21 protein-coding genes are annotated in these 20,805 nt (G+C 60.7%); 8 read left to right on the forward strand and 13 right to left on the reverse strand.

The window, feature by feature from the left end; all coding sequences use genetic code 11:
* Positions 1-6: 6 nt before the first annotated feature.
* Together AC3RCG_RS05675 and lpxC are read left to right on the forward strand one after the other, a co-directional pair.
* A complete protein-coding gene (locus tag AC3RCG_RS05675; RefSeq protein WP_070290265.1) occupies positions 7-849 on the forward strand; it encodes a DMT family transporter in 843 nt (280 codons plus the stop codon).
* A gap of 75 nt (positions 850-924) precedes the next feature.
* The gene (lpxC, locus tag AC3RCG_RS05680) at positions 925-1,860 is read left to right on the forward strand and encodes a UDP-3-O-acyl-N-acetylglucosamine deacetylase (protein ID WP_070222474.1); all 936 of its coding nucleotides are present in this window, start codon (positions 925-927) and stop codon (positions 1,858-1,860) included.
* Positions 1,861-1,969: 109 nt separating this feature from the next.
* Here lpxC and AC3RCG_RS05685 read toward each other — a convergent pair whose 3' ends face one another.
* Positions 1,970-2,479, reverse strand: coding sequence for a DciA family protein (locus AC3RCG_RS05685; RefSeq protein WP_492403359.1), 510 nt, complete (start codon positions 2,477-2,479; stop codon positions 1,970-1,972).
* A 279-nt stretch (positions 2,480-2,758) separates the two neighbouring features.
* On the opposite strand from AC3RCG_RS05685, the gene secA reads away from it, so the two are divergent.
* Positions 2,759-5,530 carry a preprotein translocase subunit SecA gene (secA, locus tag AC3RCG_RS05690; protein ID WP_121668506.1) on the forward strand — a complete coding sequence of 924 codons (2,772 nt, stop codon included), beginning with the start codon at positions 2,759-2,761 and terminating at the stop codon, positions 5,528-5,530.
* 84 nt (positions 5,531-5,614) lie between these two features.
* Here the strand turns inward: secA and AC3RCG_RS05695 are convergent, their stop codons facing one another.
* The gene (locus AC3RCG_RS05695; RefSeq protein ID WP_139143047.1) at positions 5,615-6,871 is read right to left on the reverse strand and encodes an alpha/beta hydrolase; all 1,257 of its coding nucleotides are present in this window, start codon (positions 6,869-6,871) and stop codon (positions 5,615-5,617) included.
* A gap of 217 nt (positions 6,872-7,088) precedes the next feature.
* On the opposite strand from AC3RCG_RS05695, the gene argJ reads away from it, so the two are divergent.
* From argJ to AC3RCG_RS05720, 5 genes are all read left to right on the forward strand, one after another.
* Complete coding sequence (gene argJ / locus AC3RCG_RS05700) at positions 7,089-8,327, forward strand: bifunctional glutamate N-acetyltransferase/amino-acid acetyltransferase ArgJ (RefSeq protein ID WP_492403356.1); 1,239 nt, start codon at positions 7,089-7,091, stop codon at positions 8,325-8,327.
* Entirely contained in the window at positions 8,324-9,205 is an 882-nt protein-coding gene (locus tag AC3RCG_RS05705; RefSeq protein ID WP_121668507.1) for an ATP-binding protein, read from the forward strand. Before argJ ends, AC3RCG_RS05705 begins: the two co-directional genes overlap by 4 nt.
* On the forward strand, positions 9,202-9,624 hold the full coding sequence (locus tag AC3RCG_RS05710; protein WP_230506300.1) for an NUDIX domain-containing protein: 423 nt from the start codon (positions 9,202-9,204) through the stop codon (positions 9,622-9,624). Before AC3RCG_RS05705 ends, AC3RCG_RS05710 begins: the two co-directional genes overlap by 4 nt.
* Positions 9,625-9,745: 121 nt before the next feature.
* A complete protein-coding gene (locus AC3RCG_RS05715; RefSeq protein WP_070219361.1) occupies positions 9,746-9,955 on the forward strand; it encodes a FitA-like ribbon-helix-helix domain-containing protein in 210 nt (69 codons plus the stop codon).
* A gap of 6 nt (positions 9,956-9,961) precedes the next feature.
* Positions 9,962-10,384, forward strand: coding sequence for a PIN domain-containing protein (locus AC3RCG_RS05720; RefSeq protein ID WP_492403353.1), 423 nt, complete (start codon positions 9,962-9,964; stop codon positions 10,382-10,384).
* 3 nt (positions 10,385-10,387) lie between these two features.
* Here AC3RCG_RS05720 and yacG read toward each other — a convergent pair whose 3' ends face one another.
* The 11 genes from yacG to AC3RCG_RS05775 form a co-directional block, all read right to left on the reverse strand.
* The gene (yacG, locus tag AC3RCG_RS05725; RefSeq protein WP_034785391.1) at positions 10,388-10,579 is read right to left on the reverse strand and encodes a DNA gyrase inhibitor YacG; all 192 of its coding nucleotides are present in this window, start codon (positions 10,577-10,579) and stop codon (positions 10,388-10,390) included.
* A gap of 18 nt (positions 10,580-10,597) precedes the next feature.
* Positions 10,598-11,353, reverse strand: coding sequence for a cell division protein ZapD (gene zapD / locus AC3RCG_RS05730; protein WP_070219363.1), 756 nt, complete (start codon positions 11,351-11,353; stop codon positions 10,598-10,600).
* A gap of 62 nt (positions 11,354-11,415) precedes the next feature.
* Positions 11,416-12,063 carry a dephospho-CoA kinase gene (gene coaE, locus AC3RCG_RS05735; RefSeq protein WP_492403351.1) on the reverse strand — a complete coding sequence of 216 codons (648 nt, stop codon included), beginning with the start codon at positions 12,061-12,063 and terminating at the stop codon, positions 11,416-11,418.
* Positions 12,064-12,085: 22 nt separating this feature from the next.
* The gene (locus tag AC3RCG_RS05740; protein ID WP_492403349.1) at positions 12,086-12,955 is read right to left on the reverse strand and encodes a prepilin peptidase; all 870 of its coding nucleotides are present in this window, start codon (positions 12,953-12,955) and stop codon (positions 12,086-12,088) included.
* A gap of 285 nt (positions 12,956-13,240) precedes the next feature.
* Positions 13,241-13,831 (reverse strand): DUF2867 domain-containing protein, encoded by a 591-nt coding sequence (locus AC3RCG_RS05745; RefSeq protein WP_492403347.1) that lies wholly within the window; start codon positions 13,829-13,831, stop codon positions 13,241-13,243.
* Between the two features lie 47 nt (positions 13,832-13,878).
* Positions 13,879-14,529, reverse strand: a complete 651-nt coding sequence (locus tag AC3RCG_RS05750; RefSeq protein ID WP_492403345.1) for a DJ-1/PfpI family protein — start codon at positions 14,527-14,529, stop codon at positions 13,879-13,881.
* 132 nt (positions 14,530-14,661) lie between these two features.
* Positions 14,662-15,051, reverse strand: coding sequence for a hypothetical protein (locus tag AC3RCG_RS05755; RefSeq protein ID WP_492403343.1), 390 nt, complete (start codon positions 15,049-15,051; stop codon positions 14,662-14,664).
* A 148-nt stretch (positions 15,052-15,199) separates the two neighbouring features.
* Positions 15,200-16,543, reverse strand: coding sequence for an ABC1 kinase family protein (locus AC3RCG_RS05760; protein WP_492403341.1), 1,344 nt, complete (start codon positions 16,541-16,543; stop codon positions 15,200-15,202).
* The gene (locus AC3RCG_RS05765; protein WP_492403339.1) at positions 16,540-17,274 is read right to left on the reverse strand and encodes a TetR/AcrR family transcriptional regulator; all 735 of its coding nucleotides are present in this window, start codon (positions 17,272-17,274) and stop codon (positions 16,540-16,542) included. Before AC3RCG_RS05765 ends, AC3RCG_RS05760 begins: the two co-directional genes overlap by 4 nt.
* A 783-nt stretch (positions 17,275-18,057) precedes the next feature.
* Complete coding sequence (locus tag AC3RCG_RS05770) at positions 18,058-19,254, reverse strand: type II secretion system F family protein (RefSeq protein WP_492403337.1); 1,197 nt, start codon at positions 19,252-19,254, stop codon at positions 18,058-18,060.
* Between the two features lie 73 nt (positions 19,255-19,327).
* Positions 19,328-20,800 (reverse strand): DHA2 family efflux MFS transporter permease subunit, encoded by a 1,473-nt coding sequence (locus AC3RCG_RS05775; RefSeq protein WP_240453532.1) that lies wholly within the window; start codon positions 20,798-20,800, stop codon positions 19,328-19,330.
* Between the last annotated feature and the right edge of the window lie 5 nt (positions 20,801-20,805).

Below are 20,805 nucleotides of genomic sequence, written 5' to 3' on the forward strand. Positions count from 1 at the left end.
TATGTGATGCTGGTCGCCGTCGCCATGTTTTCCCTGATGGACACGGCCATGAAGCTGTTGTCCGCCCACTATCCGCCCATGCAGGTGACGGCCTTGCGCGCCCTGTCGTCATTGCCGCTCGTTTGCCTGTACCTGCTGTACCGGGGCGCGTTCAAGAATGTGCTGCAGGTGCGCTGGCCGCTGCACTTGCTGCGCGGCGCGCTGGGCGTGCTGATGATTACCCTGTTCGCGTATGGCTTGAAGCGCATGTCGCTGGCCGAGACGTATGCGCTGTTTTTTGTTGCGCCCTTGCTGATCACGGTGCTGTCGGTTTTTATCTTGAAGGAAAAAGTCGACGTCGCGCGCTGGTGTGCCATCGCCGTGGGTCTGCTGGGCGTGCTGGTGGCGCTGCGTCCCGACGGTTCGGGATTCTTTTCGCTGGCCGGGCTGGCCGTGCTGGGCTCGGCTGCCTGTTACGCCATTTCCGCCGTCACGGGCCGCATCCTGAGCCGCACGGATGCCAGCGAAAGCATGGTCTTCTGGCTGATGGTGATGATGGCCGCCGGCGGCGTGGCCTTGTCGGCGCACGAATGGGTGAGCATCCGCCGCGAAGACTGGTGGCTGCTGGCCGGCTTGTCGCTGAGCGGCTTCCTGGGGCAGCTGGCCATCACGGAGGCATTTCGTTTTGGCAAGGCATCGAGCGTGGCGCCGTTCGAATACTCGGCCCTGGCCTGGGGCATGGCCCTGGACTGGATGCTGTGGCGCGCCTTGCCCGACGAATACACCTTGATCGGCGCGGCCATCATCATCGGCAGCGGCATTTACCTGGTGCGGCGCGAAGCCGTGCATGCGGAAAGCGAACATCCGTGAGGAACGGTTGTGGTATTTCTGGCGTAGGCCATGCCGCACCGCAACGAAAATCCGGCAAATAGATATAATCGACAGATGTTAAAACAACGCACCATCAAACAACAGGTCCGCACCATCGGTGTCGGTTTGCACTCCGGCACCAAGGTTGAGCTGATTCTGCGTCCCGCCGCGATCGACACGGGCATCGTGTTTCGCCGCATCGACCTCGATCCCATCGTCGAGTTTCCCGCCAGCGCCATGGCCGTAGGCGATACGCGCATGGCGTCCGTACTGATCAAGGACGGCGCCAGGGTTTCCACGGTGGAACACCTGATGTCGGCCGCAGCCGGCCTGGGCATCGACAATATGGTGATCGACGTGAATGCGGAAGAAATTCCCATCATGGACGGTTCCGCCTCGTCCTTCGTCTACCTGCTGCAGCAAGCCGGGGTGGAAGAGCAGCAGGCGCCGAAGAAATTCATCAAGGTCATCAAGCCCGTGGAAGTGCGTCAAGGCAAGGGCGACGCGGAAAAATGGGCGCGCCTGTCGCCGTACGACGGCTTCAAGCTCGATTTCTTCATCGAATTCAACCATCCTGCCGTCGATGGCACGATGCAGCGCGCTTCCGTCGATTTCGGCGACGTGTCCTACGTGCACGACGTGGCGCGCGCGCGTACCTTCGGTTTCATGCAGGACGTGGAAAGCTTGCGCGGCATGGGCCTGGCCCGTGGCGGTTCGCTGGAAAACGCCATCGTGATGGACGAGTACCGCATCCTCAACGCCGATGGCTTGCGCTATGAAGACGAGTTCGTGCGTCATAAAATCCTCGACGCCATCGGCGACCTGTACCTCGTGGGCCACCCGTTGCTCGCGTATTACACGGCGCACAAGTCCGGCCACGCGCTGAACAACCAGCTGCTGCTGGCGCTGCTGGAGCAGCCGGAATCGTATGAAATCGTCTCGTTCGATACCAATGAGGCGGCGCCGCAATCCTACCTGCGCCAGATGGAGCGCGAGTGGTCGTTGACGTAGGTCGGATTAGGCCGCAGGCCGTAATCCGACAACCCCGCAGGCGCCAACAATGTTGTCGGATTACGGCCCGAAGGGCCTAATCCGACCTACGTGCTGCCGCCTGGCGTTGCTAATCTTTAGGTTCGCGGTGGTGGCGCACCATATTGCGCAGCGCCGCGATCAACTGCTCGTTCTGCTTCGATGGCGGCAATGCCGTGCTCAGCTCTTCCAGGGCCGACATGGCCTTTTCCGGCAAGACCAGCGCCCGCGTATGCACGATGGGCGCGATGCTCTTGATGACTTGCACTTTCAGCTTGATGCCTGCAATCTGCCAGCCCTTTCTTTCCAGTTCCCCTTGCAGTTTCGGCAATTGCTGCTTGAGCTTGGCCGCCAGCGCCGCGTTCGGCGTGGCCAGCACCAGCTGCCCGCCTTCGAATTGCAGGATGTCGCAATGCTCGAACATCGCCGGCAAGGCCTTGGCGCAATCTTTCTGCAGGGCGGCCAGGCGCGTGACGGTGGGCATCAGGGAAGCCATCGTCGCGTTGCCGCGCAGAAAATCAGTTGCCCCCGTCGCGGCCGGGCCGGAACGGGCAAAGCCGTAGCCGCGGCGCGGCGCCGGAGAATAAGTGGGAGTTCGCATGGCCGAAACATAGCACACTCGCCCGCGCATGACGAGTGCGGCGGCGGGTGCGGCGCAGGCGGGCAGGTCGTATTGCCTTACAGTATGGGAAATGTCCGCAATTTCTGCCATTTGTTTGTCATTAAGCTATTGTTATATGGTGCATTACCCCAACCTTGGCGGGAACGCATGATAAAATCATCGTCTTTTGCCATAGTCGAACTCCGTGCGGTGACGCGATTACTACCTCGTTGTTCCCTACCGAGCTTTTTTTAACGGCGTTTTTTCAAGAATTCAAGCATGTCATTACTGACCCAGATTTTCGGTAGCCGCAACCAGCGGCTGCTCAAGCAATACCAAAAAACGGTACGCGAGATCAATGCGCTCGAGCCGGCCATCGAAAAGCTGTCGGATGCCGAGCTGCAAGCGAAAACGCCTGCCTTCAAGGAACGCATCGCCGCTGGCGAATCGCTCGATGCCTTGTTGCCGGAAGCGTTTGCCGTTTGCCGCGAGGCCAGCAAGCGCGTCCTGCGCATGCGCCATTTCGATGTGCAGATGATCGGCGGCATGGTCTTGCATTTCGGTAAGATCGCGGAGATGGGCACGGGCGAGGGCAAGACCCTGATGGCAACCTTGCCAGCCTACCTGAACGCCTTGTCGGGCAAGGGCGTGCATATCGTCACCGTCAATGACTACCTGGCGCAGCGCGATGCCGAGACCATGGGCCGCCTGTATGCATGGCTGGGCCTGTCGACGGGCGTGAACATGTCGCAGATGGAGCACAGCGCCAAGCAGCAGGCGTACAACTCCGACATCACGTACGGCACGAACAATGAATTCGGTTTCGACTTCTTGCGCGACAATATGGTCTACGAAGCGCGCGAGCGCGTGCAGCGCAGCCTGAACTTCGGCATCGTCGATGAAGTCGACTCGATCCTGATCGATGAAGCGCGTACGCCGCTGATCATTTCGGGCCAGGCCGAGAACCACACGGACCTGTATCACAAGATCAATGAACTGCCTGCGCGCCTGACCCTGCAGATCGGCGAAGAAACGCCGGACGGCAAGGGCAAGGTTGAAGTGCCGGGCGACTACACCAAGGATGAAAAAGCGCACCAGGTGCTGCTGACGGAAGCCGGCCACGAAAAGGCCGAAGGCATCCTGATGGAGATGGGCCTGCTGCCGGAAGGCGCGTCGCTGTACGATTCGGCCAACATCACCCTCGTGCACCACCTGTATGCGGCCCTGCGCGCGCATGCGCTGTACTTCAAGGATCAGCACTATGTGGTGCAGAACAATGAAGTGGTGATCGTCGATGAATTCACGGGCCGTCTGATGACGGGCCGCCGCTGGTCCGACGGCTTGCACCAGGCCGTCGAAGCGAAGGAAGGCGTCAAGATCCAGAACGAGAACCAGACCCTGGCCTCGATCACCTTCCAGAACTACTTCCGCATGTACGCCAAGCTGGCCGGCATGACCGGTACCGCCGATACCGAAGCGTACGAATTCCAGGAAATCTACGGCCTGGAAACGGTCGTGATTCCGCAAAACCGTCCGCTGCAGCGCAAGGACCGCCAGGATCAGGTCTACAAATCGTCGGCGGAAAAATACAACGCGATGTTGAACGACATCCGCGACTGCTACGAGCGCGGCCAGCCCGTGCTGGTGGGTACGACCTCGATCGAGAACTCGGAACTGCTGTCGGGCATCCTGACCAAGGCCGGCTTGCCGCACAACGTGCTGAACGCGAAGCAGCATGCGCGCGAAGCGGAAATCATCGCCCAGGCAGGCCGTCCGAAAGCCATCACCATCGCCACCAACATGGCAGGCCGCGGTACGGACATCGTGTTGGGCGGTAACGTCGAAAACCAGATCAAGTTCATCGAAGCCAATGCTGAGCTGAGCGACGCCGACAAGGCAGCCCAGTCGCAGACCTTGCGCGATGAGTGGCAGTCGCTGCACGACCACGTGGTCAATGCGGGCGGCTTGCACATCATTGGCACCGAACGCCACGAATCGCGCCGCGTCGACAATCAGTTGCGTGGCCGTGCCGGCCGCCAGGGCGATCCGGGTTCCTCGCGCTTCTACCTGTCGCTCGACGACGCGCTGCTGCGCATCTTCGCCGGCGACCGCGTGCGCGCCGTGATGGACCGTTTGAAAATGCCGGAAGGCGAACCGATCGAGGCAGGCATCGTCTCGCGTTCGATCGAGTCGGCCCAGCGCAAGGTCGAAGCGCGCAACTTCGACATCCGCAAGCAATTGCTGGAATACGATGACGTCGCCAACGACCAGCGCAAGGTCATCTACCAGCAGCGTAACGAGCTGCTGGAAACGACCGATATTTCCGAGATGATCGGCTCGCTGCGCCATGGCGTGTTCACGGACCTGGTGCACGAATACGTGCCGCGCGAATCGGTGGAAGAGCAGTGGGATATCAAGGGCCTGGAAAACACCCTGGCCAGCGAATGGCAGCTCGACCTGCCGCTGCAGCAAATGCTGGAAGCCGATTCGACCCTGACGGACGAAGAGATCCTGGAAAAAGTGCTGGCCGCGGCCGATGCCGTGTACCAGTCGAAGATCGATATCGTCGGCAAGGAATCGTTTGGCGGCTTCGAGCGCAATGTCATGCTGCAAAGCGTGGACAGCCACTGGCGCGAACACCTGGCGGCGCTCGATCACCTGCGCCAGGGTATTCACCTGCGCGGTTATGCGCAGAAGAACCCGAAACAGGAATACAAGCGCGAAGCGTTTGAACTGTTTGGCCAGATGCTCGACATGATCAAGAACGACGTCACGAAACACGTGATGACGGTGCGTATCCAGTCGCGCGAAGAAGTCGATGCGGCCGAACAGGCGATGCAGCAGTCGCACGTGGAAAACGTGCACTACCAGCACGCCGAATTCGACCCGAACGCTGCGCCGGAAGAACTGCTGGCGCCGACGGCTGGCGACAGCAACGACCAGTATGTCGACGACATGAGCGTGAGCATGGGCGTCAAGGTCGGCCGCAACGATCCATGCCCTTGCGGCAGCGGCAAGAAGTACAAGGCTTGCCACGGCAAGCTGGCTTAAGCGCGGTTTGTCAGCGTGAACAAAAAACGGAGACTGCGGTCTCCGTTTTTTTATGCTTGCTTTTCTGTCGCAGTCAATGCCAGCTCAAGGAAATTCCCAATACCGCGGCACGGGTAATGGCCTGCCCCGCAACCCGCCACGATCTTTTGCCCGCAGACCCGCCTTGATCATGGTGGCAACATCGGTCAGTACGACACGATTGCTGACAAGATAGTCGTGGCCGATAAAGTTCATTGTCACGTTCGAGGCATCGATAAAATCAAGGCCGGGAATGTTGACGATGGGGCCGCGGATGTCGCCAATTTTGTCCCAACCGGAATACCTGTAGGACAAACGCATAGCCATGTCATTCTTCGATGCATACAGCGTGACTGGCAAGCCCAGACTGGCAAGGCGAGGTGCGATCTGCTCGCGGAATACATCGGCGTTGATGTCCGGCGCCGCCAGCACCACTTGCTTGAAACGCGGCAGCAGTTCCGGGCGTTTTTCCAGCAAGTTGGCCAGGGCCATCGTCGTCGGGCGGTTACCCATGCTGTGCGCAATGATGTAAATATCGGTGGCATCGGAGCGGTCGGCGAAATCAGCGAGGAAGTTTTGCAGATGTGCCTGCGTCCATTGAGCAGAGTTGTCATCAAAACGATAGCCGGTAAATTCTCCCTTCGATGGCCAGCTGTAAAACACGGGCATGGCGTTGACATTAAGATCGACAGCCATCTGCGCAGTGCGCAAGGCGGCATCGTCAAACGCATTGTAGTATCCATGGATATAAATGAAGGCGGCCCGCCTCTCCGGGGGGAGAGAGGCTGCCAGCCGCGTTTTGACTGTGGCAAAAAACCTGGCGGCCGACCAGCGCTCCAGGTCCATGATGAGCATGTATTTTCGGGCGTCGCCGCCTTGACCTAAAATCCACCACGGCGTTTTTGTTACGGTGCCGATTTTCCTATCCTCGGGAACACTGACCAATACGCTGCCGTAACTTAAATGAGGCGCTTTGCGGTTTGGTTGCCAGCTATAGTTTTTCTTGTCAGCTTGAAATTGCCGGTCGGTGGCGTAATAAACCCTGACCAGCGTGCTGCCCGCTTGCGCCGCTACCTCTGCCGGCAGTCCGCCCGATACCGGCGGCGGGGCCGGAGCAGACCGTGGCGGCGGGGGAGGCGGAGGCGGAGGCGGCAGCGAAGCCGTTGCAGGCGCTTCCGGGGCGGGCTCGATCGTGCTGATCGATGCTGGTGGCGTCAGGGATGCGCATGCGCTCAGCACACTGCACAATAGGGCCAGGGACAAAGGCCCGGCTGTCACACGATATGATTTGATCAGGCAAACGCATTTCTGTTGATTCAGCATGGCATTCTCTCTTCTGTTGGTGCCGCATTGGAAGGTCGCACGCGAAGTACCGTGCACTCTCACCTTAGGCACGCATGTCTCTGCCATCATGACAAATCGCAAGCTTGCGAGCCGGGGCAGGAGCGAATGTTCGTCGAGTATAAGGGCGCCCGCATGGTCAATGCCGCCGCGAAGGCGCTACAATAGCGCTTCCCTTTTCCCTCGCAGAAGAACTCATATGGCCGTCAATTCTCCCAAGCCCGTCGCCGCCGACTTGAAAGCCGTCGCCGGCATTGAAATCGGTGTTGCCGAAGCCGGCATCAAGAAACCCAACCGCAAGGATTTGCTGGTATTGAAACTGGCTCCGACGGCCACCGTGGCCGGCGTGTTCACCCTGAACCGCTTCTGCGCCGCGCCCGTGCAAATCTCGAAAGCCAACCTGGCCGCCGTGACGGCCGGCGCCGCGCCGATCCGCGCGCTGCTGGTCAACACGGGCAACGCGAATGCGGGCACGGGCGAATCGGGCCTGGCCGACGCGCAGGCCAGCTGCGCCGCTCTGGCGGAGCTGCTGGGCTGCACGCCGCAGCAAATCCTGCCGTTTTCCACCGGCGTGATCCTCGAACCGCTGCCCGTGCAGCGCCTGGTCGCCGGCTTGCCGCAAGCCGTGGCCGCGCTGACTTCGGATAACTGGTTCTCGGCCGCCGAAGCCATCATGACCACCGACACGCAGCCGAAAGCCGGTTCGCGCACGGTCGCCATCGGTGGCCACACGGTGACCCTGACGGGCATCAGCAAGGGCGCCGGCATGATCAAGCCGAACATGGCCACCATGCTGGGCTTCCTCGCGTTCGACGCCACCGTGGCCCAGCCCGTGCTGGACCAGCTGGTGAAACAGGCGGCCGACAAGTCGTTCAACTGCATCACCATCGACGGCGATACGTCCACGAATGACTCGTTCATGCTGGTCGCCACGGGCGCCGGCAGCCTGGTCATCGATTCCATCGATTCGCCGCATTATGCGGAACTGGCGGCCGCCGTCACCGAACTGTCGACTTTCCTGGCGCAAGCCATCGTGCGCGACGGCGAAGGCGCCACCAAGTTCATGACGGTGACCGTGGAAGACGGCCGCAACGTGGAAGAATGCCGCAAGATCGCCTATTCCATCGCCCATTCGCCGCTGGTGAAGACCGCGTTCTTTGCCTCCGACCCGAACCTGGGCCGCATCCTGGCCGCCATCGGCTACGCGGGCGTGGACGACCTGGACGTGGGTCAATTGAACCTGTACCTGGACGACGTGTGGGTGGCCAAGAACGGCGGCCGCAACCCCGATTACCAGGAGCAGGACGGCCAGCGCGTGATGCAGCAAAGCGAAATCACCATCCGTGTAAAACTGGCGCGCGGCGATGCCACGGCCACCCTGTGGACGTGCGATCTGTCGCATGATTACGTGTCGATCAACGCCGACTACCGCTCATGACCGCCCTCGATCAATTCCTGATCCGCGCCGAGCGGGTGCTGGCGCGCCTGGAGTCGATCTTGCCGCCGGCCTTGCCGGCGACCGACTGGAACAGCTTTGCCTTCCGCTGGCGCCGGCGGCAGGGCGCCGCCAGCCATCTGCAGGCGGTGGCGCACGTGTCGTCCATCGCCCTGGATGACTTGCATAACATCGGCACGCAAAAAGCGCAGATCGAGCAGAACACGCGCCAGTTCGTTGCCAGCCGTCCCGCCAACAACGTGCTGCTGACGGGCGCGCGCGGCACGGGCAAGTCGTCGCTGATCAAGGCATGCCTGAACCAGTTCGCCGGCCAGGGCCTGCGTCTGATCGAAGTGGACAAGGCGGACCTGGCCGACTTGCCCGACATCGTCGACCTGGTGGCGGCGCGTCCCGAGCGCTTCATCATCTTTTGCGACGACCTGTCGTTCGAAGAGGGCGAAAGCGGCTACAAGGCGCTGAAAGTGGCGCTCGACGGCAGCATCGCCGCGCAATCGGACAATGTGCTGATCTACGCCACCTCGAACCGCCGTCACCTGATGCCCGAACGCATGTCGGACAACAGCAGCTACAAGACGGACGACGATGGCGATTTGCATCCGGGCGAGACGGTGGAAGAGAAAATCTCGCTGTCCGAGCGCTTCGGCCTGTGGCTGTCGTTCTACCCTTTCAAGCAGGACGATTATCTCGATATCGCGGCGCACTGGCTCGCCTCGTTCGGCTGCACGCCGGAACAGATCGCGCAAGCGCGCGGCGACGCCCTGCGCTGGGCCTTGCAGCGCGGTTCGCGTTCGGGCCGGGTGGCGTGGCAATTCGCGCGCGATTATGCTGGGAAACTACCTGCGGGAAAGCTGCCGCAATGAGCGAGATGAAAGTGAAACCGGTTGATGTGGCCGTTGGCATCCTGATGAAACCGAATGGCGACGTGCTGCTGGGCCAGCGTCCGGCCGGCAAGCCGTATGATGGTTATTGGGAATTTCCTGGCGGTAAAGTCGAACCGGGCGAAGCCATTTTGGACGCCTTGAAGCGCGAGTTTGTCGAGGAGCTGGGTTTATACATCGACAGCGCCGAAGCCTGGTGCGGCGTCGAATATGTGTATCCGCACGCCCATGTGCGCCTGCATTTCTATATCAGCCGCAACTGGCGCGGCGAGCCGCAAAGCCTGGAAGGGCAGGCGTTCGCCTGGCAGGGCACGGTCGGCGTGGAACCCTTGCTGCCGGCCACCATTCCCCTGCTGGAATGGCTCGACGCGGTACGCCGGGAATCCCTGATACCTGCCTGATCTCCACTTGTGCCGGCGGGCAGCACCATGCTGCATGCTGGCGCAAGCTTTGCTGTGACTTTCCTTGTATCGCGCGCGCTTTGCGCTACAGTGCTTTCATCAAGCACCGGGGGAGTCTCGCATGCCGCTGACACTGACCTTTACCGATACCGATGAATTGCTGATCGCCGCCTTGCACAAGCGTGCCCGCGCGCATGGGCGCAGCATCGAAGACGAGCACCGCGACATCCTGCGCAGCGCCTTGCGGCCCTTGCCGAAGCGCCCGCTCGACGATATTTTGCGCGGCATGCCCGACGTGGGCCTGGACGCGGATTTCGAGCGCCGCCCCTGATGCTCCATGCCTATGCCCGCCTACCTGGTCGATACGGATGTGATCGTTGCCGCGCGCAAGGGCAGTGCTGCGCCGGCGGGCGTGGCCGATTTTTTCGAGCGGGTAGCGCCCGAGATGCGTTATGTGCCGGTGCAGGTGATCGCGCAATTGCGCGCAGGCATACAGTGCAGCTGGCGGCGCGAAGCGGCGCTGGAAGCACTGGCGCTGGAGGGCTGGCTGGAAGCCGTGCTGGCGGAATATGCGCCGCGGCTGCTGGAATTCGACCTCGATTGCGCGCTCGTGTGCGCGCGTCTGCATGGCCGTAGTCACGCGCATGGCGTCGATGGACAGATCGCGGCGATGGGTATTGCCTATGGCTTGACGGTGGTCAGCGGCAGGCTCGACAGTTTCGCGGCGCAGGGGCTGCGCCTGGAAAATCCATTCAAATGAAGCTTACTGGGGCTTGTTGTCTTCGTCTGCAAGGGGATCTTCGAACGGGTCGGCGGCGGGGATCGTGTATTTCTCTTCCGCCCAGGCGCCCAGGTCGATCTGCTTGCAGCGTTCCGAGCAGAAGGGGCGGTATTTATTGGCCTCAGTCCATTCGACTTTGGCGGCACAGGTAGGGCAGTTAACGACGGTCATGATGGGGCAAATAAGTAACAGTTAAAAATTACAGAGCGTGAGCTCGAATGGTACATCTTCCTCCAGCGGCTTGGGTTTCAAGTCGCCGCCCTGGGTAGTGAAGCGTACCCACAGCATGTATTTGTTGGCGGAAATTTCCGGGATGGCGCCGCTGTTTTCATCGAGGCTAAGGCGCAGCATCTGATACACCTTGCCTTGCAGCATTTGCTGGTAGCTGCCGCCATTGGCGATCAGTTTCACTGGGCCGCCGGAATCGCGCAGCAGGCGCAAGACCAGGGCCAGCGCGTCGAACAGCGGCGCCAGCGGGGCGAACCACGCGTGGATATCGGTCAGGCGCTGCTCGCAGCTGCGCTTTTGCCAGGCGAAGTACGAGGGCAAGTCGAATTCGCAGGCGCCGCCCGGGATGATGGTGCGGCCGCGGATGCTCATCAGCCATTCATTGTCGCGGATATTCTGGCCCGTCTTGCCTTGCGCCGCCACGAGGGCGCCGCTGACACTGTCGAGTTCGCCGAGGATGGCATCCAGGGTTTCCGGTTCCACATTCGGATTGCTGCGGTAGCCCAGCAGGCTCTGGCGCTGGCGCTCGAGTTCCTGCAGCAGGTCCGATTTCAGGTCGGCGCGGCCGGCCACTTCAAGCATATCGAAAATAGTTGCCAAAGCAACATGGTGCTGCATTGCATGCTCTTGCTGGATGAAGAACTTGAATTTGTCGTACAGGTCTTCCAGCCGCAACAAGGTACGTATGCGTTCGTTGAAAGGGTATTCGTAGACAATCAAAATAATTCCCTTAAGTAAGGACCTGCAAACAATCCCGTGATTTTGAACCAAGCGTCGACAAATTACAAACGTTGCGGCCCGATTCCAGCCATTCTTTTTGAAAATGCCAGATATAAATCGTGCAACTGGGCAATCTGCGGCGCCAGGGCCGCCAAATCGCCATTATTGTCGATCACATCGTCCGCCGCCGCCAGGCGCATGGCGCGCGTGGCCTGCGTGGCCATGATGGCTTGGACTTGTTCTTCCGACAAGCCATTGCGCGCCATCACGCGCGACACTTGCAGGCTTTCCAGGCAATCGATGACCAGTACGCGGTTGACCCGCTCCACCCAGCCGCCGGACTCGACCAGCAGGGGCACGGCAAAGATCACATAGCTGCCCGTTGCTGCGGCGGCCGCCTCCAGGGTCGCCTGGCGGATGCGCGGGTGCAGGATGGCTTCCAGTTTCGCCTTGGCGGCGGCGTCGGAAAACACGAGGTTTCGCATTTTTGTACGGTCGAGGGCACCGCGTGCATCGGCGTAGCCGGGGCCAAATTCCGCCACCAGGGCTGGCATGGCCGCGCCATTGGGCGCCGTCAGGCTGTGCGCGATCTGGTCGGTGTCGACGATGGAGGCGCCGCGCGCGGCGAACAGGTCGGCCACCGTGCTCTTGCCGCAACCGATGCCGCCGGTGAGTCCGACGCTGAAATAGGGGGCGTTTTGTAATTGCATGTGTGTATCCATAAGGGGCCGGTCAGCCGGTCAGGCCCAGCGTGAGCCGCGACAGGGGCGTGCCGTACAGCAGCGCGATCAGGCCTGCCGCCGCCAGGTAGGGGCCGAAGGGAATCGGTTTGTCGCGTCCCCGCTTGGCAAACACGATCAGGCCGATGCCGACCACGGCGCCGACCACCGACGACAACAATATGATCGTCGGCAACATGGTCCAGCCCAGCCACGCACCGAGCGCCGCCAGCAATTTGAAGTCACCATAGCCCATTCCCTCCTTGCCTGTCGCCAGCTTGAAGGCCCAGTACACGGCCCACAGGGCCAGGTAGCCGGCGGCCGCGCCGATGACGGCGTCCTGCAGCGGCACGAAAGTGCCGTTGATATTGACCAGCAAGCCGGCCCACAGCAGGGGGAAGGTCAGGTCGTCGGGCAGCATTTGCGTGTCGGCGTCGATGAAGGTCATGGCGATCAGCAGCCAGGCAAACACGAGCGTTGCCAGGCCCGTCCAGCCGCTGCCGAAATGCCAGATCAGCAGGGCCGACAGCGCGCCCGTCAGCAGTTCCACCAGCGGATAGCGCACGGAGATGGGGGCCTTGCAGGCGCTGCATTTGCCGCGCAGCAGCAGGTAGCTGAGGACGGGGATGTTTTCCATGGCCGTGATGCGGTGGCCGCAGGCGGTGCAGTTCGAGTGCGGCAGCATCAGGTTGTAGCGGTCCGTGTGCGGCAGGGGCAAGCCGCTTTCCTCCGCCACGTAATTAGCGGAGTCGCGCTCCATCATTTTCGGTACGCGGTGGATCACCACATTCAGAAAACTGCCGACGATCAGGCCGAACAGGGCGGCGACGAGGGCGACGGGCAAATTGCCGGGCGCAGCGAACAGCAGGGTATCTTGCAGCATGGTGGCGTTGTCTGAGGTGATGATATTGCCGCGCAAACATTGCTTGGCACTGCCGCAGTGTAAAACATCTGCCGGCACATGGGGATGTTTTGCGCAGGGTGCTGGTCGAGGGATGACGTCGGGCCAGCATGGCGGCCGTAGTTTTCGCGTGGATCGAATTCTTCCAGTCGCTCACCGATGTGTGGGTTTGTCACCCGGCTTGCGGAGGCTATCCCGCAAACCGGACGCTGTAAACTTCTGCGCTGCCTTTAGATGGTCAATATTCGCTTAGCGGCAACAATGAGGTCACCTTTCTGGCTTACGGTGCACCTTGTCGCGCCGGTTGACCGCGCGCGCCAACAGCGAGCGAGTCAGGAACTTATGAAACGGCATGATGATAAACAAATAAACTCTTCCAAAGAGATTGTTTATTTTAACCAAGGTTGAAATCGTCACTTCCGATCCCTTCAGACTCGGTTGAATGCTTATCCAGATCCGAAAATCCAGATGCTTGTCGTCACCACCGACGACGACTTCAGTGCCCGTACTTGAAATAATCGGAAACATGCCAATCTTGCCCAGCCCGCGATCGCTAAAGCTAATACTTTTCTTTAGTCCCAGCGGTGCGACGATTCCATTGCGCAGAATAATGAGCCAGGCGAGCATGCGATGCGGTTCAGCGAACACGGCGCGCCCCGCTTGTTCGGCGTCCACGTAGGTTCTATCCCCCTGACCGGAATAGCCGTCGGAGAAATCAATGCGCGTCAATCCGGACGCCGACATGGCTGCTGTCGGTGCGGCAATGAGGAAGACTTTGTTTGCTTCGTTTGTCATGAATAAAACGCTCTCTGTAAAGTGAGTGACGGTCGGACTGCGGTTGTTTTGATTGGCGCGCATTCCAAGTTTGCAAACGTGCACTGGCGAACGGAGTGCTTGCATAGTGGTCACATGGGCCGGAATGCTCCGTCTAATATTGCGCCAACGCCTGCTTTCGGGGCAATGGCGTCTCGAATACTCGTATCAATTAGTCGTTCATAGATTGCGCTTTGGCCGGCCGGAATAAGTTCTCTGAGTGTTTCTTTACGTTTGTCCCGGCCGAACAAGGCCTCAACGGCCCAAGCGATCAGATACACGGCAGACAAACAGCCGCCTGCGGTCGCCACATTCCCTTCGCATACCAGGGGCAAATCGAGAACCTCAATTCCCAGGGCTTGCAGTTCCTCTTTGGCATCGGGATGAGTCGTGGCTGGCCCCTTTGCCAGCAGACCCAACTTGGCAAGAATGAAGGAGCCGGCACAGATCGATCCGATGAGCTGCGTATCTGGATTCAGGGAAAATGCACGCATGAAATCCTGGTCGGCGATGGCGCCTTTCACGCCAACTTTACCGCTGGAAAACAAGACAAGGTCTGCGTCATTCGCTTCGCTGATGCACCCGTGGGTCTTGATAACCAGACCGTTTGCGGATTGATGCGCTTCCTTTGTTCCCAATATCTTCACTTGCCAATCCGTCTTATTCCTCCCAAGGATGTCCCACATCAGGAATAAATCCAAATCGGTGAAATGATCAAAAATCACGATGACTATTTTCTTCATGTTGCGCTCCGCCGTTTGCGTTGATTCAAAATGAGACCACGGACGAGCACCACTTTTTTTTGCGTCCGCAGTTGTGACTAAGTCCGTCAAATATCTGTTTGGGAGGAACTTCTTTTCCTGATTGGAGGGGGCTCAGTGCTGGCCCGCCAGGACAGTTCTTGCCGACTGCGCGTCGGCTTTCAGTGCGAAGTAGGTCCACATTCCTCCAAGCAGATCTGCGACGCCGAAAAAAACGATCATTGGGCTGGCAAGGCCTATGGCAGCGAAGGTCGTGAAGGCCGCGAACACGAAGAGGCGCGTGTATACCGACGCTACCAGAAACGGCTTGTTTTCGTGCTTGGCTGCGACCCACGCATAGACGCCAATCATGCATACAATAACGCCAAGCAAATGAATCCAGACCTCGGAGGTTGGCGGCATTTGTAAGATCGACAGCAAGAAGTTCGGCGCGACGACTAACACTGGCCCAACGACGAACAAGTAGATGGCGAATACTTTGGCGCTATACGCAGACTTGGACATGTTTTTCCTTTTCGAGAGCGTTGCCGATAGGCTTGGTGGTTTCAAGGCGGGTGATTGAACTGTGGTGGCAATACTGCGCAAGCGCGGCACGGCTGCTGCCAGGCATGATGAAGACCGCGCATCGCGGAGGCGGAAACGTGGTATGCATTTAACGAATCCAGGCGTTGGCGGTACGTACACGTGCACCGAGGGTTTTGAGAAGCTGGATCAGACCTAAATAGGCCCGGTCTACGTAGGGCAGTTCCTCCGGCAAGGACTGCAGGTGCTGAAGTGCCTGGCGCTGATGCTCGGCTGATGGACGTGGGTATGGCGGGTGTTGCGCAAAGTCATACACCGCCACGGTAAACGGCAACTTCTGCCAGGCATGCCGCTCGGCCATTGCCGGCAGCAGTTGCTGGCAAAAGTCCTGCTCATTCAGATTCGGCCCAATCAGGCCCAAGTCCCGATAGGCCTGCTGCATGGCACTGTGGTCCGCCGGGTCGCGCAACTGTGCTGACCAAAGCGCGCTGAGCGCTTGGCAAAAGTCAGCGTCCAGCGTGCGGGTGCAGCCAAAGTCCAGCAGGCCCAGTCGGCCGTCCGGCATGAACAGATAGTTGCCCGGATGCGGGTCGGCTTGCAAGCGGTGCAGCACAAAGGTGCAATGAAAGAAGGCGTCAAACAGCAACTGACCAGCCTGATCACGTGCGGCTTGATCAGGTTCGGTCAGCAACCATTCGTTGAGATGCAGTCCCGGCAGGCGTTGCATGGTCAGCACGCGGCGTGTGGTGCGGTCCATTACCGGCTGGGGGATCACCAGGCCCGGCAGCGTGAGATGCTGTGCAAACCATTGCATGGTCTGTGCCTCGTGCAAATAGTCCAGCTCCTCGGCCAGTTTCTGTTCGATGTCATCCATCATGCGCGCGATGATATCGGCTTTGGGCATCATCTCCGAGCGTTCCCCCCAGGCTTGCAGCAGGCTGCGCAGCATACGCATGTCGCTGCCAATGGAGTCCGCCATTCCGGGGTATTGTAGTTTGACGGCCACTGCCAGACCGTCGCTCATGATGGCAGCGTGGACCTGACCCAGACTGGCGGCAGCAAAGGCGATCGGATCGAATTGCTGGAACAGGGCTTGCGGATCCTGGCCAAACTCCTGGCGCATCACTTTGATCACCAACGCGCGGTTCAGCGGCGTAACCTGGTAGTGGGCGCGGGCCAGTTCCTGGCGCATGCCCTCGGGTAGAAAGCCTAGTTCCATGCTGAGCAGCTGCGAGGCTTTGAGTGCCGTGCCCTTGAGCTGGTTCAACGCGGCAAACAGGATGCGCCCGAGTTCCGCCTCATGTGCCACGCGGGCCTGCTCCGTTTTCGCATCGTCGCGCGTCATCGACTTGGCCTTATGGCCCAGGTGGGTCAGCCCGGCCCGCGCCACTGCCATGCCGACAATCGCGCCACGCGAAAGACGTCCGGTACGCGGCAACTGCGCAACGTTGTTCGTCCTGGTCGTGGGCTTCATGAGCGTGCCCCGCCCAGGCCGCGGCGGGCCAATTGCAGCAGGTCCAGCAAGCCATTGCCGTCTTGCATCAGGCGCGCCAGCTGGCTGCGCACCATGAAACCGCCCAGCTCCAGCAGCTTGTCCACCAGGCCGCTGCGCAAGGCTAACATCAGCACGCCCAAACTTAAATCGACCATTTGCGTGGTGTTGGAAAATTGCTCGGAGGTGTCGCGCAGCCAGTACGCAATGACGCCGTACACATAGTCGGCCAACAGTCCGGCCAGGCTGGGCTTGAAGCCGCAAGGCACGATTTCACCGGTCGTCTCGGCCTGCTCCAGCATCTGGAGGAAGGTTTGCTGGAGCAAAGGCTTGCCGGGTAGTTGCTCGCCCAACAGCAGCGTGGGCGCACGCTCCACCATGCCGCGCGCCAGACCCACAAATTCGCGGTCGGCCAGCAAACCTTCCAGCAGACTCTCGATCACCAGTTGCAGGCGCTCCTGCAGCGAAAATTCGTTCTGTCCCTGCGTCTTGTCGGCCTGCGCCACTGCGTCTGCAATTGCTTGCTGAAAGTAGGCGGTTACCAGTTTCTCCTTCGTAGGGAAGTATTTGTAGATGGTGGCATCACCCACGTCGGCGGCACGTGCGATCTGCTTCATCGTGGTGCCCTCAAACCCATGCTGGGTCATCAGGTCCACTGCGGTCTGAATGATCAGCCGATGGTTTTTGGCTTGTTGGGCTTTGGAAGTACGCATGATCGAAATTTGAAGAAGAGTGGAATGTCGGGGCGGGGCAAAACAATCAAGTCTGGCCCAACCATGTAAGAAATGCGACGGCGAGCAGGCCGATCGTTGCCCCCGCAGCTACAAAATATCCATTCATAGAATGCCTGGCGAGAAAGGTGCAGCCACGTGCCTCTTGAACTTGACGACGCCACAGACGACGCGTGCAAGCCCCGACCAGTACGTGAACCAGACCACTGTATTTGCCATATCCATTCTCGAGATTACCTCATGCCCTACATTGCGATATGAATATACGATACTTACTATCTATTCGTTTAATATATTTCACATCTATTGCATAGTCAATGACTATTATTTGATAAAGAGGTCGATGTATTCCAAGCATGGCTTCATGCCGGGTGTCGGTGGCAATCCACCGAACTTGGCAGCGCCGCGCCTCGGCACGGCTTCTGACTCATGGATTTGTGCGATTCCGGACGTGGAGCCCGAGGCTGCGATTTGATGATGCCAGAGCGGTGCCAGTAGGCGAGCGGCAACGCGCCATGTGGGCCTAAGTAGTACCGGGCGACGGCATGGCCCTGCTCAGTAGCTCGTAAGAACCATATTCTTGCGGCTACGTAGTCGATTCGGACACCGTCCCTGGAGATGCATGAGGACTGGCGACATTGATTTGGGCATCGGCACGTCTAAGCCCGGCTTCGAATGCCCATCGTGATACGGCATGTTGCACCGAGTACTGACTCATCGAACGCTTCCATCATGTCTCATCACTGATAACCTACAGGCGCGCAGTCAAATCACGGCCCCCAACTTGAAAATCGGCAAATACAGGGCAATCACGAGGGAGCCGACGAGCACACCCAGCACCACCATCAGCGCCGGTTCCAGCAGGGCCGACAGGGTGGTCACGGTGGCGTCGATGTCCGCCTCGATGATCTCGGCCGCCCGCGACAGCATGGCGTCGAGCGCGCCCGATTCCTCGCCGATCAGGGCCAGTTGCGTCAGCAGCGGGGGAAACACGCCGCTGTGCTCCATGGCCAGGGCCAGGCTGCCGCCGGCGCGGATTTCACGCTCGATGCGCGCTGTCGCTTCCTGGTACAGCGCGTGGCCGGAGGCGGCGCCCACGAGGCCCAGCGAGTCGAGCAGCGGCACGCCGGCGGCGAACATGGCGGCCAGGGTGCGCGTCCAGCGGGCGATTGCCGCCTTGCGCAGGAGCGGGCCGAACACGGGCAGGCGCAGTGCCCGCAGTTGCGTGTTGCGCCTTAAGGCGGGCCAGCGGCGCCAGGCCAGGTGCAGCAGCACGCAAGCGAGCACGAGCGCTGCCAGCAAGACCAGCCAGTAGCGGACCAGAAAGGCGGACACGCCCATGACGGCCAGGGTGGGCAACGGCAAGGGCGCGCCGAAGCTGTCGAAGACCTGGCGGAAGGCGGGCACGACCACGCTCATGATGATGGCCGTGACAACGATGGCGACGAGTACGATGACCAGCGGATACATCAGCGCGCCGCGTAGCTGCCGCCGCAAGGCGATGGCCTTTTCCTGGTGCGTGGCCAGGCGCGCCAGCAAGTCCTGCACGATGCCGGCCTGTTCGCCCGCCGCCAGCAGGTTGCAATACAGCTCGTCAAACAGCAGCGGGAACTGGCGGAACGCTTGCTGCAGGCTGCTGCCCGCTTCGATGTCGTGGCGCAGGTCGCGCATCAGCTCGGTGATCGCGGGTTTGGCGTGCCCCTTGCCGGCGATGTCGAAGGCGTGCAGCAGCGGCACGCCGGCCGCCATCATGGTCGACAGCTGGCGCGTGAACAGGGCAATATCCTTGCGCGTGATGGCCTTGCCCGGCGCGCTGCGCGCAGCCTGCACCCGGGTGGCCAGGATGCCCTGGCGTCTTAGCGCGACCGTGGCTGCGCCGGCGTCGGCGGCGCGCAAGACGCCTTCGGCCGCCTTGCCATGGCGGTCCGTGCCCTTCCATGCAAAGCGCCGCTCGGCCGCCATGTGCACCTCCTGCCGTCACGGTAGCAGCGCCGGACAAAAGCACCAGCGGCGCTGGCGGCAGGCTTGATGTGGCTCAGCCTTTTGTGGTTTGCACTTCCGTCTGCACAACGGCCTGGGCCTTCACGTCGGCCGCATCGTCCTCGTCGCTGTCCGTGCCCTTGCTGATGCTTTCGCCATCGTCGCGGCGCAGGGTCCAGAAGGTCAGCGAGGACAGCACCGTCAGCGCGGCCAGGGTCAGGAAGGCGTGGTGCAGGGCCGTACTGAGCATGGCGCGGTCCGACTGCGGCATGTCGCCCAGGTACCAGCCCGTGATCAGCGAGCCGAAGGCGAGGCCAAAGCTCATCGACAGTTGCTGCATCGAGCTGGCGATGGTGCTGGCCATGCTGGAATCGGCCTTGTCGACGTCGGCATACGCGATGGTGTTCATGCTGGAAAACTGCAGCGAATTGAAAAAGCCCATGCACAGACTGATGGCGACGATCACGTACAGGGGCGTGCCCGCGCCCACCTGCGAAAACATGGCGATGGTGATGCCGATCAGCACGGTGTTGACGATCAGCACCTGGCGGTAGCCGAAGCGGGCCAGCACGCGCGCGGAAATGAATTTCATGCCCATGGCGGCGGCCGCGGACGGCATCATCAGCAAGCCCGATTGCCAGGCGGGCAAGCCCAGGCCCAGCTGGTACAGCAGCGGCAACAGGAAGGGCAGGCCGCCCACGCCCAGGCGCGTGACGAAGCCGCCCACCACCGAGACGCGGAAGGTGCGGATCTTGAACAGGGTCAGGCGCAGCAGCGGGTGCAGCACTTCGCTCGAATGCCAGGCATACGCGGCCAGCAGGCTGATGGAGATGAACAGCAGCACGGCAAACGAAGTGCCGTCGATGCGGTGTTCGCCGAAGATTTCCAACAGCCACGACAGCAGCGCGATACCCGTGCCGAACAGCACCAGGCCGATCAGGTCCAGCGGACGCGGCTTGTCCCCGTAGTAGTCGGGCATGTAGCGGTGCGCCAGGTACAGCGCCGCCAGGCCGACAGGGACGTTGACGAAGAAAATCTCGCGCCACGACAGCCAGTGCACGATCAGCCCGCCCACCGTGGGACCCAGCAGGGGGCCGATCAGGGCGGGGATGATGACGAAATTCATGGCCGCCAGCAATTGCGACTTGGGAAAGGTGCGGATGATGGTGAGCCGGCCCACCGGCATCATCATGGCCGCGCCCACCCCTTGCAGCAGGCGCGCGGCGACCAGCATGGGCGCATTGACGGACAGGCCGCACAGGATGGAAGCGATGGTAAAGATGGCAACGGCGGCGGAAAACACGCGCCGCGTGCCGAAGCGGTCGGCCATCCAGCCGCTGATGGGAATGCACACGGCCAGGCTCAGGATGTAGCTGGTGACGACGGCCTTCAGGCTCAGCGGCGTCACATGCAGGCTGGCGGCCATGGCGGGAATGGCGGTGTTGACGATGGTGGAGTCGAGTTGCTCCATGAACAGGGCGGTGGCGACCACCCAGGGAAGGTAGCTTTTAATCGGGGAACTGGTCATGGATG

The organism is Janthinobacterium sp. GW823-FHT01H08 (assembly GCF_058797855.1).